The sequence below is a fragment of the Pantoea sp. SGAir0183 genome (genome assembly GCF_043545505.1).
In genome coordinates, this window is sequence record NZ_CP028053.1 from 2,278,921 (window position 1) to 2,296,837 (window position 17,917).

The 17,917-nt window shown below is 55.7% G+C and carries 16 protein-coding genes; 7 read left to right on the top strand and 9 right to left on the bottom strand.

What is annotated here, in order from left to right; translation table 11 throughout:
- Window positions 1-8: 8 nt before the first annotated feature.
- Entirely contained in the window at window positions 9-1,331 is a 1,323-nt protein-coding gene (locus C1N59_RS10610) for a methyl-accepting chemotaxis protein (protein ID WP_394549457.1), read from the bottom strand.
- 294 nt (window positions 1,332-1,625) lie between these two features.
- The gene (locus tag C1N59_RS10615; protein WP_050504965.1) at window positions 1,626-2,735 is read right to left on the bottom strand and encodes a LacI family DNA-binding transcriptional regulator; all 1,110 of its coding nucleotides are present in this window, start codon (window positions 2,733-2,735) and stop codon (window positions 1,626-1,628) included.
- Window positions 2,736-2,929: 194 nt separating this feature from the next.
- Here C1N59_RS10615 and C1N59_RS10620 point away from each other — a divergent pair, with 194 nt between their 5' ends.
- From C1N59_RS10620 to C1N59_RS10645, 6 genes are all read left to right on the top strand, one after another.
- Entirely contained in the window at window positions 2,930-3,751 is an 822-nt protein-coding gene (locus tag C1N59_RS10620; protein ID WP_039340405.1) for an ABC transporter substrate-binding protein, read from the top strand.
- A 75-nt stretch (window positions 3,752-3,826) separates the two neighbouring features.
- Window positions 3,827-4,633: an amino acid ABC transporter permease gene (locus tag C1N59_RS10625; protein WP_033741390.1), complete on the top strand. Its 807-nt coding sequence runs from the start codon at window positions 3,827-3,829 to the stop codon at window positions 4,631-4,633.
- 1 nt (window position 4,634) lies between these two features.
- Entirely contained in the window at window positions 4,635-5,381 is a 747-nt protein-coding gene (locus tag C1N59_RS10630; protein WP_394549459.1) for an amino acid ABC transporter ATP-binding protein, read from the top strand.
- Window positions 5,381-6,454 (top strand): Gfo/Idh/MocA family protein, encoded by a 1,074-nt coding sequence (locus C1N59_RS10635; protein WP_033741388.1) that lies wholly within the window; start codon window positions 5,381-5,383, stop codon window positions 6,452-6,454. The genes C1N59_RS10630 and C1N59_RS10635 overlap by 1 nt, the downstream gene beginning before the upstream one ends.
- 28 nt (window positions 6,455-6,482) lie before the next feature.
- A complete protein-coding gene (locus C1N59_RS10640) occupies window positions 6,483-7,604 on the top strand; it encodes an NAD(P)/FAD-dependent oxidoreductase (RefSeq protein ID WP_394549461.1) in 1,122 nt (373 codons plus the stop codon).
- Between the two features lie 359 nt (window positions 7,605-7,963).
- Window positions 7,964-8,995, top strand: coding sequence for an NADP-dependent oxidoreductase (locus C1N59_RS10645; RefSeq protein WP_283786753.1), 1,032 nt, complete (start codon window positions 7,964-7,966; stop codon window positions 8,993-8,995).
- Between the two features lie 47 nt (window positions 8,996-9,042).
- Here C1N59_RS10645 and C1N59_RS10650 read toward each other — a convergent pair whose 3' ends face one another.
- From C1N59_RS10650 to C1N59_RS10675, 6 genes are all read right to left on the bottom strand, one after another.
- The gene (locus C1N59_RS10650; RefSeq protein WP_058708172.1) at window positions 9,043-9,903 is read right to left on the bottom strand and encodes a PfkB family carbohydrate kinase; all 861 of its coding nucleotides are present in this window, start codon (window positions 9,901-9,903) and stop codon (window positions 9,043-9,045) included.
- Window positions 9,904-9,905: 2 nt separating this feature from the next.
- Complete coding sequence (locus C1N59_RS10655; RefSeq protein WP_054633805.1) at window positions 9,906-10,763, bottom strand: MurR/RpiR family transcriptional regulator; 858 nt, start codon at window positions 10,761-10,763, stop codon at window positions 9,906-9,908.
- Entirely contained in the window at window positions 10,763-11,734 is a 972-nt protein-coding gene (locus C1N59_RS10660; protein ID WP_054633806.1) for an ABC transporter permease, read from the bottom strand. Before C1N59_RS10660 ends, C1N59_RS10655 begins: the two co-directional genes overlap by 1 nt.
- Window positions 11,735-11,765: 31 nt before the next feature.
- Complete coding sequence (locus tag C1N59_RS10665; protein ID WP_054633807.1) at window positions 11,766-13,265, bottom strand: sugar ABC transporter ATP-binding protein; 1,500 nt, start codon at window positions 13,263-13,265, stop codon at window positions 11,766-11,768.
- A 16-nt stretch (window positions 13,266-13,281) separates the two neighbouring features.
- Window positions 13,282-14,322 carry a sugar ABC transporter substrate-binding protein gene (locus C1N59_RS10670; RefSeq protein WP_054633808.1) on the bottom strand — a complete coding sequence of 347 codons (1,041 nt, stop codon included), beginning with the start codon at window positions 14,320-14,322 and terminating at the stop codon, window positions 13,282-13,284.
- A 64-nt stretch (window positions 14,323-14,386) separates the two neighbouring features.
- Window positions 14,387-15,367, bottom strand: coding sequence for a TIM barrel protein (locus C1N59_RS10675; RefSeq protein WP_054633809.1), 981 nt, complete (start codon window positions 15,365-15,367; stop codon window positions 14,387-14,389).
- 326 nt (window positions 15,368-15,693) lie between these two features.
- On the opposite strand from C1N59_RS10675, the gene C1N59_RS10680 reads away from it, so the two are divergent.
- Window positions 15,694-17,160, top strand: a complete 1,467-nt coding sequence (locus C1N59_RS10680; protein WP_394549463.1) for a catalase — start codon at window positions 15,694-15,696, stop codon at window positions 17,158-17,160.
- Between the two features lie 49 nt (window positions 17,161-17,209).
- On the opposite strand, the gene C1N59_RS10685 is transcribed toward C1N59_RS10680, so the two are convergent.
- On the bottom strand, window positions 17,210-17,839 hold the full coding sequence (locus C1N59_RS10685) for a DapH/DapD/GlmU-related protein (RefSeq protein WP_033741380.1): 630 nt from the start codon (window positions 17,837-17,839) through the stop codon (window positions 17,210-17,212).
- Window positions 17,840-17,917 lie beyond the last annotated feature (78 nt).

A 17,917-nucleotide genomic window follows, 5' to 3' on the forward strand; every position in this document is an offset into this window, starting at 1 on the left:
CGGATTCGTTACTCAGTTTCAACCGTATGCGTAAACTCCCTGACCGCCCCTTCCACGCGTTCCGAGTTTTTCTTAATGATGGCGATGACCTCGCCGGCCTCGCGCATCAGTATGACGCCCTGCTCCGTATTTTTCTGGTTGAGTTCCATACCTTTCAGCACTTCCCGGGCCAGCTGATTATTATTTGATACCACCTGTTCTATTTCTTCTGTGGCCCCGCTGACGCTTGCCGCCAGCGCGCGCACTTCGGCGGCCACAACCGCAAAGCTCCTGCCGGACGCCCCTGCTCTGGCAGCTTCAATCGCGGCGTTAAGGGCAATAAGCCGTGTTTGTGTCGCAAACCGTCTGATGGTCTCTACCATGCCGTCAATGCTTCCTGACTGGCTGTTGAGGCGCGCGATGTCAGCGGAGATCGCGTTCATGTCCTGCGCGATCCGGTCCACAACTTCAATACTACTCTCAATTACATTCGCCCCATTCTGCGCATTACCCAGCGTCTGTACAGCCATTTCCCAGGCCTGTACGGCGGCATCGTGCTCTTTTTGGTTATTCAAAACCTGTTCGGTCACATCCGTGGCAAACTTGACGATTTTATATAACTCGCCATTGCTGTTAAAAACAGGATTATACGTCGCGCGCAGCCAGAGTGGCTTCCCGTGATGATTGAGTCTGGGAAACTGCCCCGAAAAAAATTCGCCCTGATTAAGCCTTTTCCAGAACTGCCGGTACGCGTCGCTTGCAGAAAGCTGTTCTGAACAGAACATCCGATGATGTTGACCCACAACCTGCTCACGTTTGTAACCGGTCGTTTTCAGGAAATTGTCATTAGCATCCAGGACACGACCGTCAGGACTGAACTCAATCACAGCCATTGACCGGTTGATGGCGTTGATCACAGATTCCTGTTCCAGCCCTGCCTCTATGCGTTCTGAGATGTCCGCCGCTATCTTAATGATTTTGCACACCCTGCCACGGCGGTTCCTGACCGGGATATAACTGGCTTCCAGCCAGACAGGACGGTTTCCTTTAGCCAGCCGCAGATGTTTACCACTGCGAACGTCACCGGCGGCAAGGCGCTGCCAGAAATGGCGGTATTCAGGTGAATCCGTCAGGGAAGTCGGGCAGAACAAGCTATGATGTTGGCCAATTATTTCGTGCGCCTCGTAGCCCATTGCGGCCAGGAAAAGCGGGCTGGCTTTCTGAATCGTTCCGTCAGGGCTGAATTCAATAACCGGCATCGCGCTGTTCAGCGCCCTGAACGGCGCCGATCTACGCCCGCTGCGAAGATCGTTAAGAAAGGAAAACACATTTTTCAATACATTAGAGCGCATAACCACGACCGTAATCTGAGTTGACTAATCTGGTTATCGGCTGTTAACACCCTGGCATTATGTATTGTTGTGATAGTTTCCGTTGATTATTACCGAATGAAATTAACTGGCTGATGAAAAATAAATTTTTTGTATGACCTTCATCAGGATGCGCAAACGACTCCGCTGCAAAAGGCATGCTGCTGCGCAAACTGCGTCATGCAGGCAACCTCGGCAGCCTGACTGACCGCTCGGGCCTGCTCGTCTGAGGATAATGACGGGACACGGCATTAAGACCGCTGTAAGAACAATCCCCTATTTGCTCAGCGCCCAGGCGGCTGGAACCGGCTTTCCTCCTGCCCGCACTGGCCCGACCGATCCCCGCACCACCATCCAGCTGTCGAATGCCGGTAACGCGCCGGCGGGCTGCTGCCGGATATGGCAGATTAACCGGCGTGCGGCTTCGCGGCCCATCTCATAAACCGGCTGGGCCACGACCGTAAGCGCGGGCGTCATCAGTTCGGTCCAGGGAAAATCATCGTACATAACAAACGAAATATCCTCGGGCACACGCAACCCACGTCTGGCCAGTCCACGTAGAATTCCCATTGCAATCAAATTGTCGGACGCAATCAGCGCACTGGGCGGTTCGGGAAGCGAGAGAAGCTCCGTCAGAATCTGTTCGATGCACGCTTCGTTAAGGGCATTCAGGCGCACCAGATTCGGGTCGAGTGCCATACCGGCATCGTGGTGGGCATCAATCATTCCTTTCACCCGCTGCGCCACCGGCGTGGGTCCTAAGCTCATCGCGTGAGTGTAAGGCGCGGCAATGCGCATACTGGAAAGGTATGCGATACGGTGATGACCGGCGTTAAGCAACAGCTGCGTCGCATCCCTCGCCACGTTAAGAAAGTCAGCCTGAATGGTTTCCACGTCCAGCCCTTCGACGGAACGGTCAAAGGTCATCAGCGCGCGGCCTTCCGTCAGCACCTGTTTAAGATGGTCGTTATCACACGCCAGCGAGCTGCAGGGGGCCACGATGATGCCATCAACGCGCTTGTCCAGCATGACGCGCACGGCTTCCCGTTCCTCTTCCACGGTTTCATCGCTGTTGCTGAGCAGCAAATGAAACCCCGCCTGGCGCGCCACATCCGCCATGCCACGCAGCGCAAGGCCGAAATGCGGGTTTTCAATATCGCCAACGATCACGCCAATCGTGTTCGAACGCCCCGTATTCATGCTGCGCGCCAGCTCATTGGGCCGGTAACCCAGGGTTTCTGCCGCCTGGGTGACGCGGATTTGTACCTCTTCACTTACGGCGCCATAGCCGCCCAATGCTCTGGCCGCCTGGGCTTTTGACACGCCCGCCTGACGTGCCACATCGGCTACTGTGGGTCCGCGTACTTGCTGTTTTTTGCTGGTCATAATTATTTTGAATCACAAGTTGATAACATCGTAATTGACGCTGCTGAAAGCGTGTGCTTAATATCATTGTATCCACTTGAGACCGGTCTCACAACAACTACCGGTTTCATTTTGACCCGCATTGAGACCGGTCTCAATCAGACAGTACTGGCTCAGTGACCTTCGACGTTTCACCTGCAAAATGGAAGAGCTTTATGACATCGCATAAACGTTTAACCAAAATAACCGCCGTTGTCTTCGGCCTCGCGGTAATGCTCTCAACCAGCGTCAGTGCACGGGCAGCCAGCGACAACAATCCCTATGGGCTGATTGAACCGGGCCATCTGCGTGTCGCCAGCCTGGGCGACGCGAAACCCTATACCTTTACGGACAAAGACGGAAATTTCACCGGCTTTGACGTCGAATTTTTCAAAAATGTCGCCCATCGTATGGGCATTGATAAGGTGGATTTTGTCGGACAGGATTTTTCCGCCATCCTGCCCGCCGTCGCCAACGGACAATATGATGCAGGCGTGGCCGCGATCGGAATCACACCGGCCCGTGAAAAAACCGTTGATTTCTCCACGGGCTATCTGGCGGGTTACCTGACGGTGCTCACCCGCAGCGATTCCGGCGTGAAAAACGTGGCAACGCTGGCGCACAAGCGACTGGGCGTCATTCAGGGCACGCTGCAGGAAAGCTATGCGCTGGCCAACTTCAAACAGACCGATCTGGTGCGCTTTCCCGATAACAACGCGGCCGTTTCTGCGCTGAACAACGGCACTATTGATGCCATGTTCCTCGATTACGAAGCCGCCAAAGATTATGCCACCCGCTTCAAACTGGTGACGGCAGCCAACATCCCCTCTTTCGACGCCCCGGCGGGCGTGGCGATAGCGAAAAACAAACCGGCCTTTAAAGCGGCGCTGGACAAAGCCATCAAAGCGGCGATGCAGGATGGGACGTGGAAACAGCTTTATGAGAAGTGGTTTCCGGGCTCGCCTATGCCTGAACAGTATCTGCCTCAGCACAATTAGTCCCCGCGCAACCGGTGTGCGAGTGAATACATTCGGTGACGGGCGTTGTCCGTCACCCGCAACAGAGAATCGGCTATGGATCTGATCACTATTCTTTCCCGTACCTTCTTTGATTTTTCTGCAATGAAGGACGTCCTGCCGCAGCTGCTGGCAACGGGCCTGGTCAACACGTTGATCATCTCGTTGGCCGCCACGCTGCTGGGCACCTTTTTCGGCCTGATTCTGGCGCTGATGGGGATTTCGCCTTCCCGCTGGCTGCGTGTACCGGCCCGGCTGTATACCGATCTGTTTCGCGGCCTGCCCTCTATCCTGACCATTTTGCTGATTGGTCAGGGGCTGGCGCGCTTCAGCTATCAGCTGTTTGGCCCCTCACCTTATCCGCTGGGCATTTTTGCCCTGAGTCTGATTGCCAGCGCCTATATGGGCGAAATCTTTCGCTCAGGGATCCAGAGCATTGAGCAAGGCCAGATGGAAGCCTGCCGGGCGCTGGGCATGAGCTATGGTCGGGCGATGCGGCTGGTGATCATTCCTCAGGGCATCCGCCGCGTCTTGCCTGCCATCGTGAATCAGTTCATCGCGATTATTAAAGACTCTTCGCTGGTTTATCTGCTGGGGCTGATGTCCAGCCAGCGCGAACTGTTCCGGGTTGGCCAGGATGCCGCGGTGCTGAGCGGCAATCTGTCACCGCTGATGCTGGCGGGGCTGTTCTACCTGATGATTACCGTGCCCTTAACCCATGCGGTGAACCATATTGACGTCCGTTACCGCACCGGACGCCGCCGGGCAACGGCGCCGCAGAGCGGACTGAAAGAAATTGATGAGGTGGCGGTAAAACGCGCCGTCACGCCCACGGCCTCCCTGACCAGCGAACGAGGACACTGAGATGGCAACGTCCACTGCATTTCACGGCGCAAGCCTGGAGCTGCGTAATCTGACCCTGGCGTACGGCCCGATTGAGGTGCTGCGCAATGTGTCACTGACCATCGCGCCCGGCACCACTACCTGCATCATCGGCCCTTCCGGATCGGGAAAATCGACCCTGCTGCGCGGTATCAATCGCCTGCATGAACCCAAAAGCGGCGACGTTTTGCTGGCCGGGCGTTCGGTACTGAAGGACAAACCCGATGCGCTGCGGTTGCGCATTGGCATGGTCTTTCAGCACTTCAATCTGTTCCCCGATCACAGTGCGCTGGAAAACGTCGCGCTGGCCCCCTGGAAAGTCAAAGGCCGCTCGAAAACGGAGGCAGAGACAATTGCCCGGCAACGTCTGGCTGAGGTCGGCTTAGCACAGCGCGCCGACCATCGTCCGCGCGATCTCTCCGGCGGGCAGCAACAACGTGTCGCGATCGCCCGGGCGCTGGCGATGGAGCCCGAGGTGATGCTGTTTGACGAGGCCACGTCGGCGCTCGATCCCGAACTGGTGAAAGGCGTGCTGACGCTGATGGCTGAACTCTGTCAGCGCGGCATGACGATGGTGGTGGTCACGCATGAGATGGGATTTGCCCGCCGCGTGGCCGACCAGGTGGTGTTTATGGATGAAGGCGAGATTGTCGAAGCAGGGCCACCCGATCAGTTATTTGAACGTCCACAGTCTGCCCGTTTACAACGTTTTTTATCGGAGGTGCTCTGATGGCACAGCATAAGGTGACAGGTCCCATCCGCACGGCGCTGGTGGGATTTGGCATTGCCGGCAAGGTCTTTCATGCCCCACTCATTTCACACGATGCCGCTTACCGTCTTGAGGTGATCGTGACCGGTAATGCGCAACGCGTCGCCGCGGCAAAAACGCATTATCCCCAGGCGCGAATTGTGCCGGACTGGCCGTCACTGCTGCAGTTGATCGACAACGGCGACATCGCGGTGGATCTTATTGTGCTGGCGACGCCGCCCGCTCAGCACCGTGAGCAGGCTGTCCAGGCCAGCCTGCGCGGTATTCATCTGGTGGTGGATAAACCTTTTGCGCCTGACGTCAACGCGGCGGAAGCGATGATTGACGCCGCCCGAGAGGCTGGCACCCTGTTAACGGTCTTTCACAATCGCCGCTGGGACGGCGATTTTCTGACGCTGCAACGTCTGGTGCAGGACGAGGCATTTGGCACCGTCAGAAGCTTTGAGTCGCGCTTTGAGTGGTGGCGACCTGACGGATTTGGTAACTGGCGCGACAGCGTTTCGCTTGCGCAAGGGGGCGGCCTGCTGCTGGATCTGGGCAGCCACCTGATCGATCAGGCGATACAGCTGTTTGGTCCGGTGCAGGAGGCCAGCGCCGAGCTGGCACGCTATTCCGGCAGTCAGTCCGACAGCGATGAGGATTGCTTCGTTTCTTTACTGCATACCTGTGGCGTGCGTTCGCGGCTGTGGATGAATGGCCAGGCCGCGCTTAATGCTCCCCGCTTCCATCTGCTGGGCAGCCAGCGAGCTTTTACGCACTGGGGCCTGGATAACCAGGAGCCGCAACTGGCCGCGGGCATGTCCCCGACTGACAGCGCCTACGGCGTAACGCCGCCTGAACGCGCAGCCCGGCTGGGCACCGTGGAGCAAAGTGAGGCGGTGGCGCTGCAGCGCGGCAATTACCCTGAATTTTATCACCGTCTTGCCCGTGCTCTGGTACACGGCGGTCCGCCGCCAGTGGACGCCAGCGAGGCGCTGGGCGTGCTGAAACTTATTGAGCAACTCCATCGGCAAAGTCGCGTACGCCTTGCCTGAATGGGGTATTTTCTGACAGAAGGAATCCATGATGACTGACAACTCTGTGGCCAAAACCGTTGTTGTACTGGGTGGCGGCATTTTAGGCGTTTCCACGGCATGCCAGCTGGCACAGGCTGGCGCGAAAGTGACGCTGGTCACCGAAGCCGAACTCTGTTCTGGCGCATCAGGACGTTCACTTTCCTGGCTTAACTCTGCCGGGGAGCGTTCTGCGCCTTACCATGCGCTGAGAATGGCGGGCATTGACCGCTACCGCACCCTGTTTGCCCGCCATCCCGATCTCAGCTGGCTGCGCTTTGACGGCGCGCTGTTCTGGGCGGCGGATGACGAGGCGGGCACCAAAGCGCGTCATGATTATGAAAACGCCCTTGGCTATGCTTCCCGGCTGGTTAATCCGCGCACGGTGCATGAGGTGGATCCGCAGGTTAACCCCAGCGCGCTGGCCAGCGTCGCTATTGCCAACCCTGGTGAGGGCTGGGTAAGCCTGCCGCATCTGGCCGCAAAACTGGTTGAGGATTTCAAAGCCGCAGGCGGCGAAGTGATTGAACAGGCAGGCAAAGCCAGTGTGCTGACCGCAGGTGGACGGGCCACAGGCATTCGCAGCGCGAAACGGGGCGACATCATGGCCGATCGGGTGCTTGTCGCCTGTGGTCCCTGGACGCCCGATGTCGTTGCGCCGCTTGGTGTACGCATTCCCAACGGGTCGCCGGTGTCCATGCTGGTTACCACTACCGCACAGGAACGCGATCTTAACGTGGTATTAAATACGCCCCGCGCGGCGATACGTCCCAACCCTGGCCGTACGCTGGCGGTCGATCATGACTGGTATGAAGAGGATATCGTTGCGCATGCTGATGGTCAGTACAGCATCGATCATGCCGTTATTCGCCAGTTAATGGCGGATGCGGGTCACCTGCTTGGCGACGGCGCACCACTGGAAGCAGACAGCTGGAAAATTGGCCTGAAACCCGTGCCGGGGGATGGTGAACCGGTTGTCGGGGAGCTGAAAAAAGTCCCCGGTTGCTTTGTGGCCTTTACCCATTCGGGCGCGACGCTGGCACTGATTCTGGGCGAATTGCTGACGGAGGAGATCCTCAACGATATCCGGCATCCCATGCTCGCGACCTTCCGGCCGGAACGATTTAACTAAGCCCGCCCCCGCGCCGTCGCCCGACGGCGCGGGAACCGTCTGCGACATGGTTATGCGCTGGGGCATCTTTGCCCCCTTTCTCCCGCCACCTGACGCGGCTTTCAGCGTCACCACACCCTTCAGACGCCGTGACGACCGGTATAACGTTGTTCCCCGTGTGACACCGTCACGACGCGCTGGATTCGGAGCAATCTGAACGGGCCACGTGGCGCGCGCTGTGCGTAGCGGTACGCCGGGCGAGTCCTGTTTGCCCTGCCCGTTGACCGCCAGCACGGTTAAGCATGCTTTGTTCTGTCATCTACACTTAGCCATTCATTCCCGGCAACCCTGAGCGGTTTGCCCATGCAAAGGACGACTTTATGACTGAACAATCGACAACAAATCACGCCTGGCTTTTGGCTTCACGCCCCAAGGGTGAACCAACGGAAGACAACTTCCGTTATGTTGCGCAGCCGACACCTGAAATCAAAGATGGCGAGATCTTACTGCGTACGATTTATCTGTCACTCGACCCTTATATGCGCGGACGTATGGATGAAGGGAAATCTTACGCGCCACCGGCAGAGCTGGATAAGCCGATGGTTGGCGGCACGGTTTGTCAGGTCGCCGAATCCAAAAACAGTGAATTTAAAGCGGGTGACTGGGTGCTTTGCCAGAGCGGCTGGCAGGAATATGCCGTGTCTGATGGTAAAGACGTTGCCCGTCTGAATAGCGACCTCCCGCATCCCTCCTGGGCGCTGGGAATTCTCGGCATGCCCGGATTTACGGCCTATATGGGATTAATGGATATCGGTCAGCCGAAAGAAGGCGAAACCCTGGTTGTCGCGGCGGCAACCGGTCCGGTGGGCGCGACCGTGGGCCAGTTAGGAAAAATGAAAGGCTGTCGCGTGGTAGGTGTCGCGGGTGGTGAAGAAAAATGCCGTCATGCGGTGGAAAATCTGGGCTTTGATGCCTGTATCGATCACCACAGCCAGGACTTTGAAGAGCAGCTCAAAAATGCCTGCCCGGATGGCATTGATATCTATTTTGAAAACGTGGGCGGTAAGGTGTTCGATGCGGTCTTCCCGCTGCTGAACCCGGCGGCGCGGGTGCCGGTTTGCGGACTGGTTTCTGCCTACAGCCAAAAAGAGCTGCCGCCAGGCCCTGACCGTACCTCACGCATCATGGCCGGTATTCTGACCCGGCGCATTCGCATGCAGGGCTTTATCATTTTCCAGGATTATGACCACCGCTATCCTGAGTTTTTGAAAGCCATGACGCCGCTGGTGGAAAGCAAGAAAATTCAGTATCGCGAGCACGTGATTGACGGGCTGGAAAATGCGCCTAAGGCATTTATTGATATGCTGAACGGTAAAAACTTCGGTAAGACTGTGGTGAAAGTAGCCTCGTAATCCCACGCATCACGTAATAATGCAACGTCACTGACGTTGCATTTTTTTTAGCGGATGGGCTGCGAAACATGCGTAGCGGCTGCATCATTGGCCTTCGCGACGGCCAGCGCCAGCGCCTCACCGTCTGCCAGCGCCTGACACAATACGCCCATGAAACAGTCACCCGCGCCATGCGTACTGACCAGCGTCACCTTTCGGGCTGGCAACGTTTGCGTATTCCCGGCTTCGCTGAACGCCACACCGTGTTCACCGGCGGTCACCACTACGCACGGAAAGCGAGCAGCCAGTTGGGTTGCCGCCTGCTGTGCCGACGACAGATCGGTGACCACAATGCCACTCATGTCTCGCGCTTCAACCGCATTGACCACCAGCACATCAATGCTGCGTTCAAATTCAGCAGAGAGCGGGCGCGCCGGTGCCGCATTGATGCAGACCGGAATATGCTGCTGCCGTGCTGCCTGCGCCGCCGCCAGATTCACCGCTTCCGGCACCTCATTTTGCAGTACCAGCATCGAAACGCCCTGCCAGAAATCTGCCTGCGCAAACGGCAGGCAGGAAATATGCTGGTTGGCATTGGAGACGACCACTGCGCCGTAATCCCCTTCCGCATCGGTAATCGCCACGCTCATACCAGAGGGCATGTCGTTAAGAACCGCAACGTGTTGTGTTTCTACACCCGCCTGTTGCAGGCGATTCAGTAAGAACCGGCCCTGTTCATCCGCGCCTACGGCCCCGATAAAACACACCGCCGCGCCCGCACTGGCCGCTGCGATTGCCTGGTTGCCGCCTTTGCCACCAAACTTATAGCGGCACGCGGTACCCATGACCGTTTCGCCTTTTTCAGGGCGATGGTGGGCATCCAGCATAATGTCGTAATGAAGACTGCCGGTGACTGCAATTTTGCTCATGCTCAGAATTCCCGCAGATCCTGAACCGCATGCTGGGTTTTCATCAGGTTTTTCTCCGCCCGCTTCAAATCCTTTTTCGCGATAGCCACAAAAAGCGCATCCAGTATATTCAGTTGGGCGATTCGTGACGCGGCGTTTTCCCCTAACAGATGCGATCCCTGAGAAGTTGAATTAAGAACCACATGCGCATGACGCGCAATAGGCGACTCCGCGTAATTAGTAATGACAATCACTCTGGCGCCGTTGCGACCGGCTAATTTCACCGGATCGTTCACGGCACGCGTTGCGCCTGAGTGACTAATGGCAATCACCACATCGTCATCAGATAATACGGCGGCAGACATTAGCATAATATGGGCATCATCATAGGCGCTGGATTTAATCCCTATTTTTAGCATCTTGTGGGATAAATCACGGGCGACCGTTGCCGAACCGCCGACAGCATAAAGATCAATATGACGTGCTTTAAAAATAATATCTGCCGCGCGATTAAATTCGGACACATCTAAAACCGACAGGGTTTCTTCAATAGCCTGAATAGACGTGCGGAAAACTTTTGCCAGTAATTGTTCCGAAGAATCATCAGGCTCAATTTCTGCATGCAAACCGGCCACTTCAGACGCGTTATAATAAATTAAACTGCTCCTGAAATTTCTGAATCCCGTGAAGTTAAGCTTTTTTGTTATCTTCACTATCATCGCTTCCGATACACCGTTCTCCTGCGCAATCTCTTTTAATGAGGTTTGTTCAGTGATGTCGGTTCGGGCCGTGATCGCCTCAACCACGCGCCGTTCTAACGGGGTCAGTTGGGGTAATCGCATACGAATTTGAGCGCCAATGGCTCGCGGATCTTGCTTCATTACTTGCCTCGGGTCGCTCGGTCAATCAACATCGCTATGATAATAATAAGACCGGTAGCGAGCAATTGATAAAACGCCTGAATATTAAGCAGTGTCAATCCATTACGCAGCGCCCCCAGAATAATGACGCCGATCAGGGTGCCAAAAATACTGCCTTTCCCTCCCATCAGTGACGCCCCGCCGATGGCGGCGGCGGCAATCGCATCCAGCTCCCACAGATTGCCAATGGTGGGTTCCGCCGCGCCCAGGCGACCAATCAGAATCAACGAGGCCAGTGACGCCAGCATGCCGGAGATCACGTACACCGTCACCTTGGTGCGCTTCACCGGCACACCCGCTACCCGGGCAGCCTCTTCATTACCGCCAATCGCCAGAATGTATTCGCCCAGCGGCGTCTTATTCATAACGACCCATAAGCACAAAGCAATGACCGCCACCACCACGATGGGCGTGGGCACGCCAAATAGCGTGCTGTTAATCAGGCTACGGAACGACATCGGAATGCCAAAGACCGGATTGCCACCGGTATAAATCAGGGCAACGGCGCGAAACAGCGACAGACCGCCCAGCGTCACAATAAACGGTTGTAGCCCGGCATAAGCAATCAGTGAACCGCTAAACATGCCGCTAATGACCCCGATGCCCAGCGTCGCCATGATTGCCAGGGGGACCGGTACGCCAGAAACCATCAGCGTAGCCCCTAATACGGCGGACAGCGCCGCCGTGGGCCCGACCGATAAGTCAATGCCGCCCGAAATGATTACCAGGGTCATGCCCAGCGCAATTAAGGCATTTATTGACGACTGCTGCATAATATTCAGCAGATTGGGAACGGTTAAAAAGACCGGTGACAAAAATGAGAATGTCACCACAATAATGACCAAACCGATTAAGGTTCCGGCATCGCGCAGGTTGAATTTAAGCAGCGACGAAGAACGCCCTGGCTGCTGCATATTAGTTTGCGTTGTCATGTTTATCGCCTTTATCTTTAAAGGTGTTCGATCAGGCCATTTCTGTTTCTTTAATGGCAAAGCGGGCTATATTCTCTTCGGTAATCGCATCACCGGTTAATGTCTGGGTAATCTTCCCTTCCCGCATGACCAGAACACGATCGCAAATACGAATAATTTCTGTCATCTCTGACGAGACAACAATAATCGCTTTACCTGCCTGTGCCAGGCGCTCAATAAGATTGTAAATTTCGGACTTGGCACCAATATCAATTCCCCGGGTTGGCTCATCAAATAAGAAAACTTTGGTATCAGCTGCTACCCAGCGACCAATAATCACTTTCTGTTGATTACCGCCGCTAAGCGTGCCGATGGTTTTTTCGATATCCAGCGGGCGAAGTTTCAGGTCGCTCATCACATCGTGCGCCACGCGATTTAACCGGAGTTTATTGATTACCCCGGCCAGGGTGAACTGGCGCATAGACGACAGCGCCATATTCATCTTCACGGCGCGCGCTTTGATGATGCCCTCTTTTTTACGATCTTCCGGTACCAGGCCGATGCCTGCCCGGATCGCCGCGCTGATATTGTGGTTGGGGACCAACCGGCCATTGACCTGCACCGTGCCGCTGGTGCGCCTGTCAATACCGGCGATCAGTTTGAGAAGTTCGGTACGTCCTGCACCCACCAGTCCTGCAATGCCCAACACTTCCCCGGCGTTGACGCTAAAATTTGCAGGCGATATGACGTTGCTCCGTCCCAGGTTCTCTACCCGTAATACTTCCTGCGACGTCACGAAGGCATTGTGGTCGAGCTTTTCGATCTTGCGGCCCACCATTTTGGCCACAATGCTCTCTTCAGTTTCATCACAGATATTAACGACCCCGACCTGTTTGCCATCACGCATGATGGTTGCCCGGTCGCACACGCTGAAGATCTCGTTCATCTTATGTGACACGTAGATCAGTGAAACGCCCAGAGACTTCAGGTCGGCAATCAGTTCAGCCAGACGGTCAAACTCTTGCGGTGTCAGGCTGGACGTCGGCTCATCCATGGCGATGATTTTTGCGTCATCCAGTAAGGCACGCGCAATTTCCACCACCTGCTGTTGCGAAACCTTTAGCGCCTTAATCGGCATATCAGGATCGATCGTCGGATCCAGGCGCTTCAGGATTAACGTGGCACGCGCTAACTGTGCCGCTTTATCGACCCACAACCCCTTCGCTTTGGTTAACGGGCGGCCCAGAAACATGTTCTGCGCAACGGAGAGTTCGGGAACATGCTGCAGCTCCTGATGGATCATCGCAATGCCTGCATGACGCGCACTGAGCGGGTTTTTCATGTGTACCGTCTGGCCGTTCACGCTGATTTCACCGCTGTCCGCATCGCGCACGCCGGAAAGAATGTTTAACAGGGTGGATTTTCCCGCACCATTCTCGCCAATCAGGGCATGCACTTCACCCGGCTTCACAAAAAAGTCGACATTTTGTAAAGCTGCAGCGCTGCCGTAGGTTTTGCTGATGCCGCGCATCATTAAGCGATACTGTTCCATACACTCTCCGCCTGGCTTACTGCTGCGCTAACAGCTGACGCAGCTTATCCATGTCTTTGGTAGAAAAGGCATCGGCATTCTCTTTGGTGATGAGCGCCTGCGGTGTTGAGACGACACGTGAAATTTTCTGGCCGTCGATGAGACGCAGCATCACATCCATCGCCACTTCGCCAGTCAGCATCGGGAAGCTGTCTACTGTGCCGGTCAACTCACCGCGCTTGATCGAGGCATAGGCATCTGAAATACCGTCAGTCCCAAATACCGCAACCTGTTTTGCCTTGTCCATTGCGCGCACCGCTTCCACCACGCCAAGGGCCATGGTGTCATTGTTGGCGTAGAAACCAATCAGATCGGGATGCTGTTGCAGAATGGTGCTGGCCGCATTGTAAGCCTGCTCACGGCTCCAGTTCGCTGGCACGCTGGCCACCACATTGAACTTGCCGTTCGCTTTCAGCGTTTCTTTAAAACCACTGGTGCGCTGGCCAGCCGCGTAAACGCCAGGTTGCCCTTCAATGACCGCAACCTTGCCGCCCTGGGGATGGTGCTCAATAAACCACTTCGCCACCCGAACCCCGTTGTCTTTCTGGACGTTGCCAACGTAGTGTTCCGCGTTTGGCATGACGGCATCGTTGACGTTCACGACCGGAATTTTTTTGCTGTTGGCGCTTTCCAGTGCGGGTTCGAGGTTGATATCGGTTTGAGGTGAAACCAACAGGCCGTTAAACCCTTGAGAGATTAGCGTTTCGGCAATCGAGAGTTGTCCCAGCTGGTCGTCTTCATTTGCCGCGGCCTGATAAGCCACGGTGATACCATATTTTTTGGCCGCGTTCTGGTAGCCTTCACCAAGTAAACGCCAGTATTCGTTGGTCAGCGTTTTGGATACGCCGCCAATTTTCAGCGACTTATCGACCTTGGGCATCGCACCGTATTGACTGTCAAGCTGTGACCAGTCAGTACGGTCCGTTTCGGTATCGGATTTGAGGGGTGCCAGATCGGCTGCGTAAACGCTGGAACCGAGCAGCAACGAGGCCAGCACAGCGAGGAGACGTTTTTTCATATTGTTAGCCTTCTAATTATGCATTTGTAAGGTACATCTGGATGGTTTCACACCGACGCGATGACTAACGCGCCAGCATAATGTCGTTGACGATCTGCTGCGACGCCACGGCATCCTGATGACGGATAGCCTCGGCCAGCGCCGCGTTATCATTAAATTGCTCGCACAGTTTCAGGAGGCGTTTCACGGTGGCGATGTTGGTTTCGGCTTCACGCACTGGATCCAGCCCGCTGGCGTCCGGGAACGTGTCGAAGTAATATGCGCCCTGATAGCCATCGCGCTGCATCTGCCACAGGAATTCCAGCGTGGCACGCGGATTCACCGCTCCGACCATTAACCCGTCATCACGTTTACCCCAGCCATCATTCAGATCCAGCCCCAGCAGCCGGGAGCGGCGTGCGACCATGGCGGCAGCCCAGGCCGGAATTTCATTGGCGAACAGGACGTGAGCGAAATCCAGGGTGATCCCCAGGTTCGGGCAGCCCGCTTCTTCCACCGCCAGCAGGCAGGTTGTGACGTTAGGAAAGATGCTGTAGGCGCGGGGTTCGTTAGGTTTGTACTCAATACTCACGTCGACATCCGGGGCATATTCTGCAATTTCGCGCACTGCGCTGACCGCGTCTTCCCAGATTTTTTTGTAATTGACCTGAAAACAGTAATCAAAGCCATCCTGCCCCATCCACAACGTCATCAGTGTTGAGCCGAATTCCCGTCCGGCATCAATGCCGCGCTTGGTGAGCTCGATAGCTTCGCGACGAATGTTGGCATCAGGATGGGTAAAGGCGCCAATCTTGAACTGCGGTGCATCCCAACGCATCTGCATGCCGTTCACTGCCAGTCCCGCGTCCTCAATGGCCTGACGCAGCGTTTTGATATCTGCCGTAAGGTGTTGGGGATAGTTGAGATCCAGGTGGGTCAGGCCATTAACGGTACCCGCACGCGCCACCATTTGCATAACGGAGGGCTTCCCCTGTAACGCTGGCCAGTAGCGATGTGCCCCCGATGCAAACGAGTTAAGACGTGTGGCAAATTTTAAATCAGACATGTGGCGCAATCCTTCATCACAGGGTTGTAATGTACTTTTCTTTTTCACACTTAATTGTGAAGTTATAAGACAATTTACGCCTTGCCGCGCCACACGCAAGCACCAAAACAGACAGGATCGTTGAAATGCGATAACCGTCACGGATAGCTCGTCAGTGGAAAGCCGGGTTCAGAGTGCGAAAAGTCCCAACGGGATGGGCCTGGCGCGATAAAGGTCACGTGTGTGTGAGAGAAAACGGCTATTGGGATGCAATCTGCCGTTGCGCTTCTGCGTTTTACGCTACGCTTATTCCATGCAATACCCGTATAAACATGGAGACTAATTGAATGAGTCACGATGCGCGTAAACCCACCACCACCGACGCAGGCATTCCGGTTGCCAGCTATGAGCACTCGTTGTCGGTAGGACCGGACGGCCCGCTGGTACTGCACGATCACTATCTGATTGAGCAGATGGCGAACTTTAACCGTGAACGTATTCCTGAACGGCAGCCACATGCAAAAGGGAGCGGTGCCTTTGGCTTTTTTGAGGTGACTGAAGATGTCAGTCGCTACACCAAAGCCAACGTTTTTCAGCCCGGCACGAAAACGGATGTGCTGATGCGCTTCTCAACCGTAGCCGGTGAGCGCGGCAGCCCGGATACATGGCGCGATCCACGCGGTTTTTCCATCAAGTTTTATACCCGCGAAGGCAATTACGACCTGGTGGGCAACAATACGCCGGTGTTTTTTATTCGCGACCCGATGAAGTTTCAGCATTTTATTCGCTCGCAAAAACGCCGTGCGGACAACAATCTGCGTGACAACGATATGCAGTGGGATTTCTGGACGCTGTCACCGGAATCGTCGCACCAGGTCACGTGGCTGATGGGCGATCGCGGTATTCCCAAAAGCTGGCGTCATATGAACGGCTACTCCAGTCACACCTATATGTGGGTAAACGCACAGGGCGAGAAGTTCTGGGTGAAATACCACTTCCATACCGATCAGGGCATTGAAAACCTGACGCAGCAGGAAGCCGATAAGCTGGCAGGTGAGGACGGCGATTACCATACGCGCGATCTGTTTATGTCTATTAAAAACGGCCACTTTCCGAGCTGGACGCTCTATATGCAGATCATGCCCTTTGCGGAGGCAGATGAATACCGCTACAACCCGTTCGATCTCACCAAGGTCTGGCCGCACAGCGATTACCCGTTGATCAAGGTTGGAAAACTTACGCTGAACCGCAATCCTACCGACAACCATGCGCAGATTGAACAGGCTGCCTTTGAGCCTAACAATCTGGTGCCCGGTATTGGTCTGAGCCCGGATAAGATGCTGCTCGGGCGCGTCTTTGCCTATGCGGATGCCCACCGCGCCCGACTCGGGGTAAATTACAAGCAGATTCCGGTTAACGCCCCGCAGTCGCCGGTCAACAGCTACAGCAAAGACGGCGCGATGCGTATTAACCCGGTATCCGACCCGGTTTATGCGCCCAACAGCAAAGGCGGCCCGGTTGCCGATGGTGAACGTTATCCAACCGACTCGGTCTGGTCTGTCAGCGGCGATATGGTACGGGCACCCTATTCTCTGCGCCGTGACGACGACGACGTAGGCCAGGCGAATACGTTGATCAATAAGGTGATGGATGACGCCGCGCGTGACCGGCTGGTCAACAACGTTACGGGTCATCTGTTAAACGGCGTGGAAGAGCCAGTGCTGTCGCGGGCTTTTGCGTACTGGCGCAATATCGACAAAACCATTGGCGACCGCATCGCCACGGCCGTGCTGGACGCGCGGGCTAAACGCTAAACCGCCCTGCCAAACGGTGGCATCCGCCACCGTTTTATCCCCGTCGCATTCAGCCATGCTTTGCACAAAACTGCTCAATATCCTCTGACTGAAAATCGGCAAGGTTTGCCATGATCTTTTCCCGTGGCCAGTTCCACCAGGCGATGTGTTGTAAGCGCGTGGCAATCGCCGGATGGAAGCGAACCCGAATCGGTTTGGCGGGCACGCCACCGACCACGGTATAGGCTGCAACGTCTTTCGTCACCACCGCGCCCGCCGCCAGCACCGCCCCGTCGCCCACCGTGACGCCGGGCAATACGATCACGCCATGACCGATCCAGACGTCATTGCCAATGATCACTCTGTCTTCTCGCCGGGCGGTGAAAAAACCGTGGTCGCGCGTGGCGGTCGCGTCGTAATACTCCGGACAATAGGTAAAGCGGTGTTGTGACGCGCGATTCATCGGGTGATTCGGCGCGCCAATCCGGACCTGATTAGCGATCGCGGTGAAACGGCCAATCTCACTGTCGGCAATGCAACAATGTTCACCTACATAGGAGAAATCGCCCAGGGTGCTGTATTCCAGATAGCTGTGAGCCAGAATTTCACACTGCGCGCCAATCTGCGTTTCACGCATGCGTACGCTGGCATCGATTTCGGTTTGTTGAAGTTTGGCGGGTTTTACCGCGGCAAGTGACATGGAAACGCTCCCGGCTCTGGTCTGAGGTCTGGATAAGTGATGCCCGTAAGGCGCCTGACTGCCGCGCCACTGTAGCCG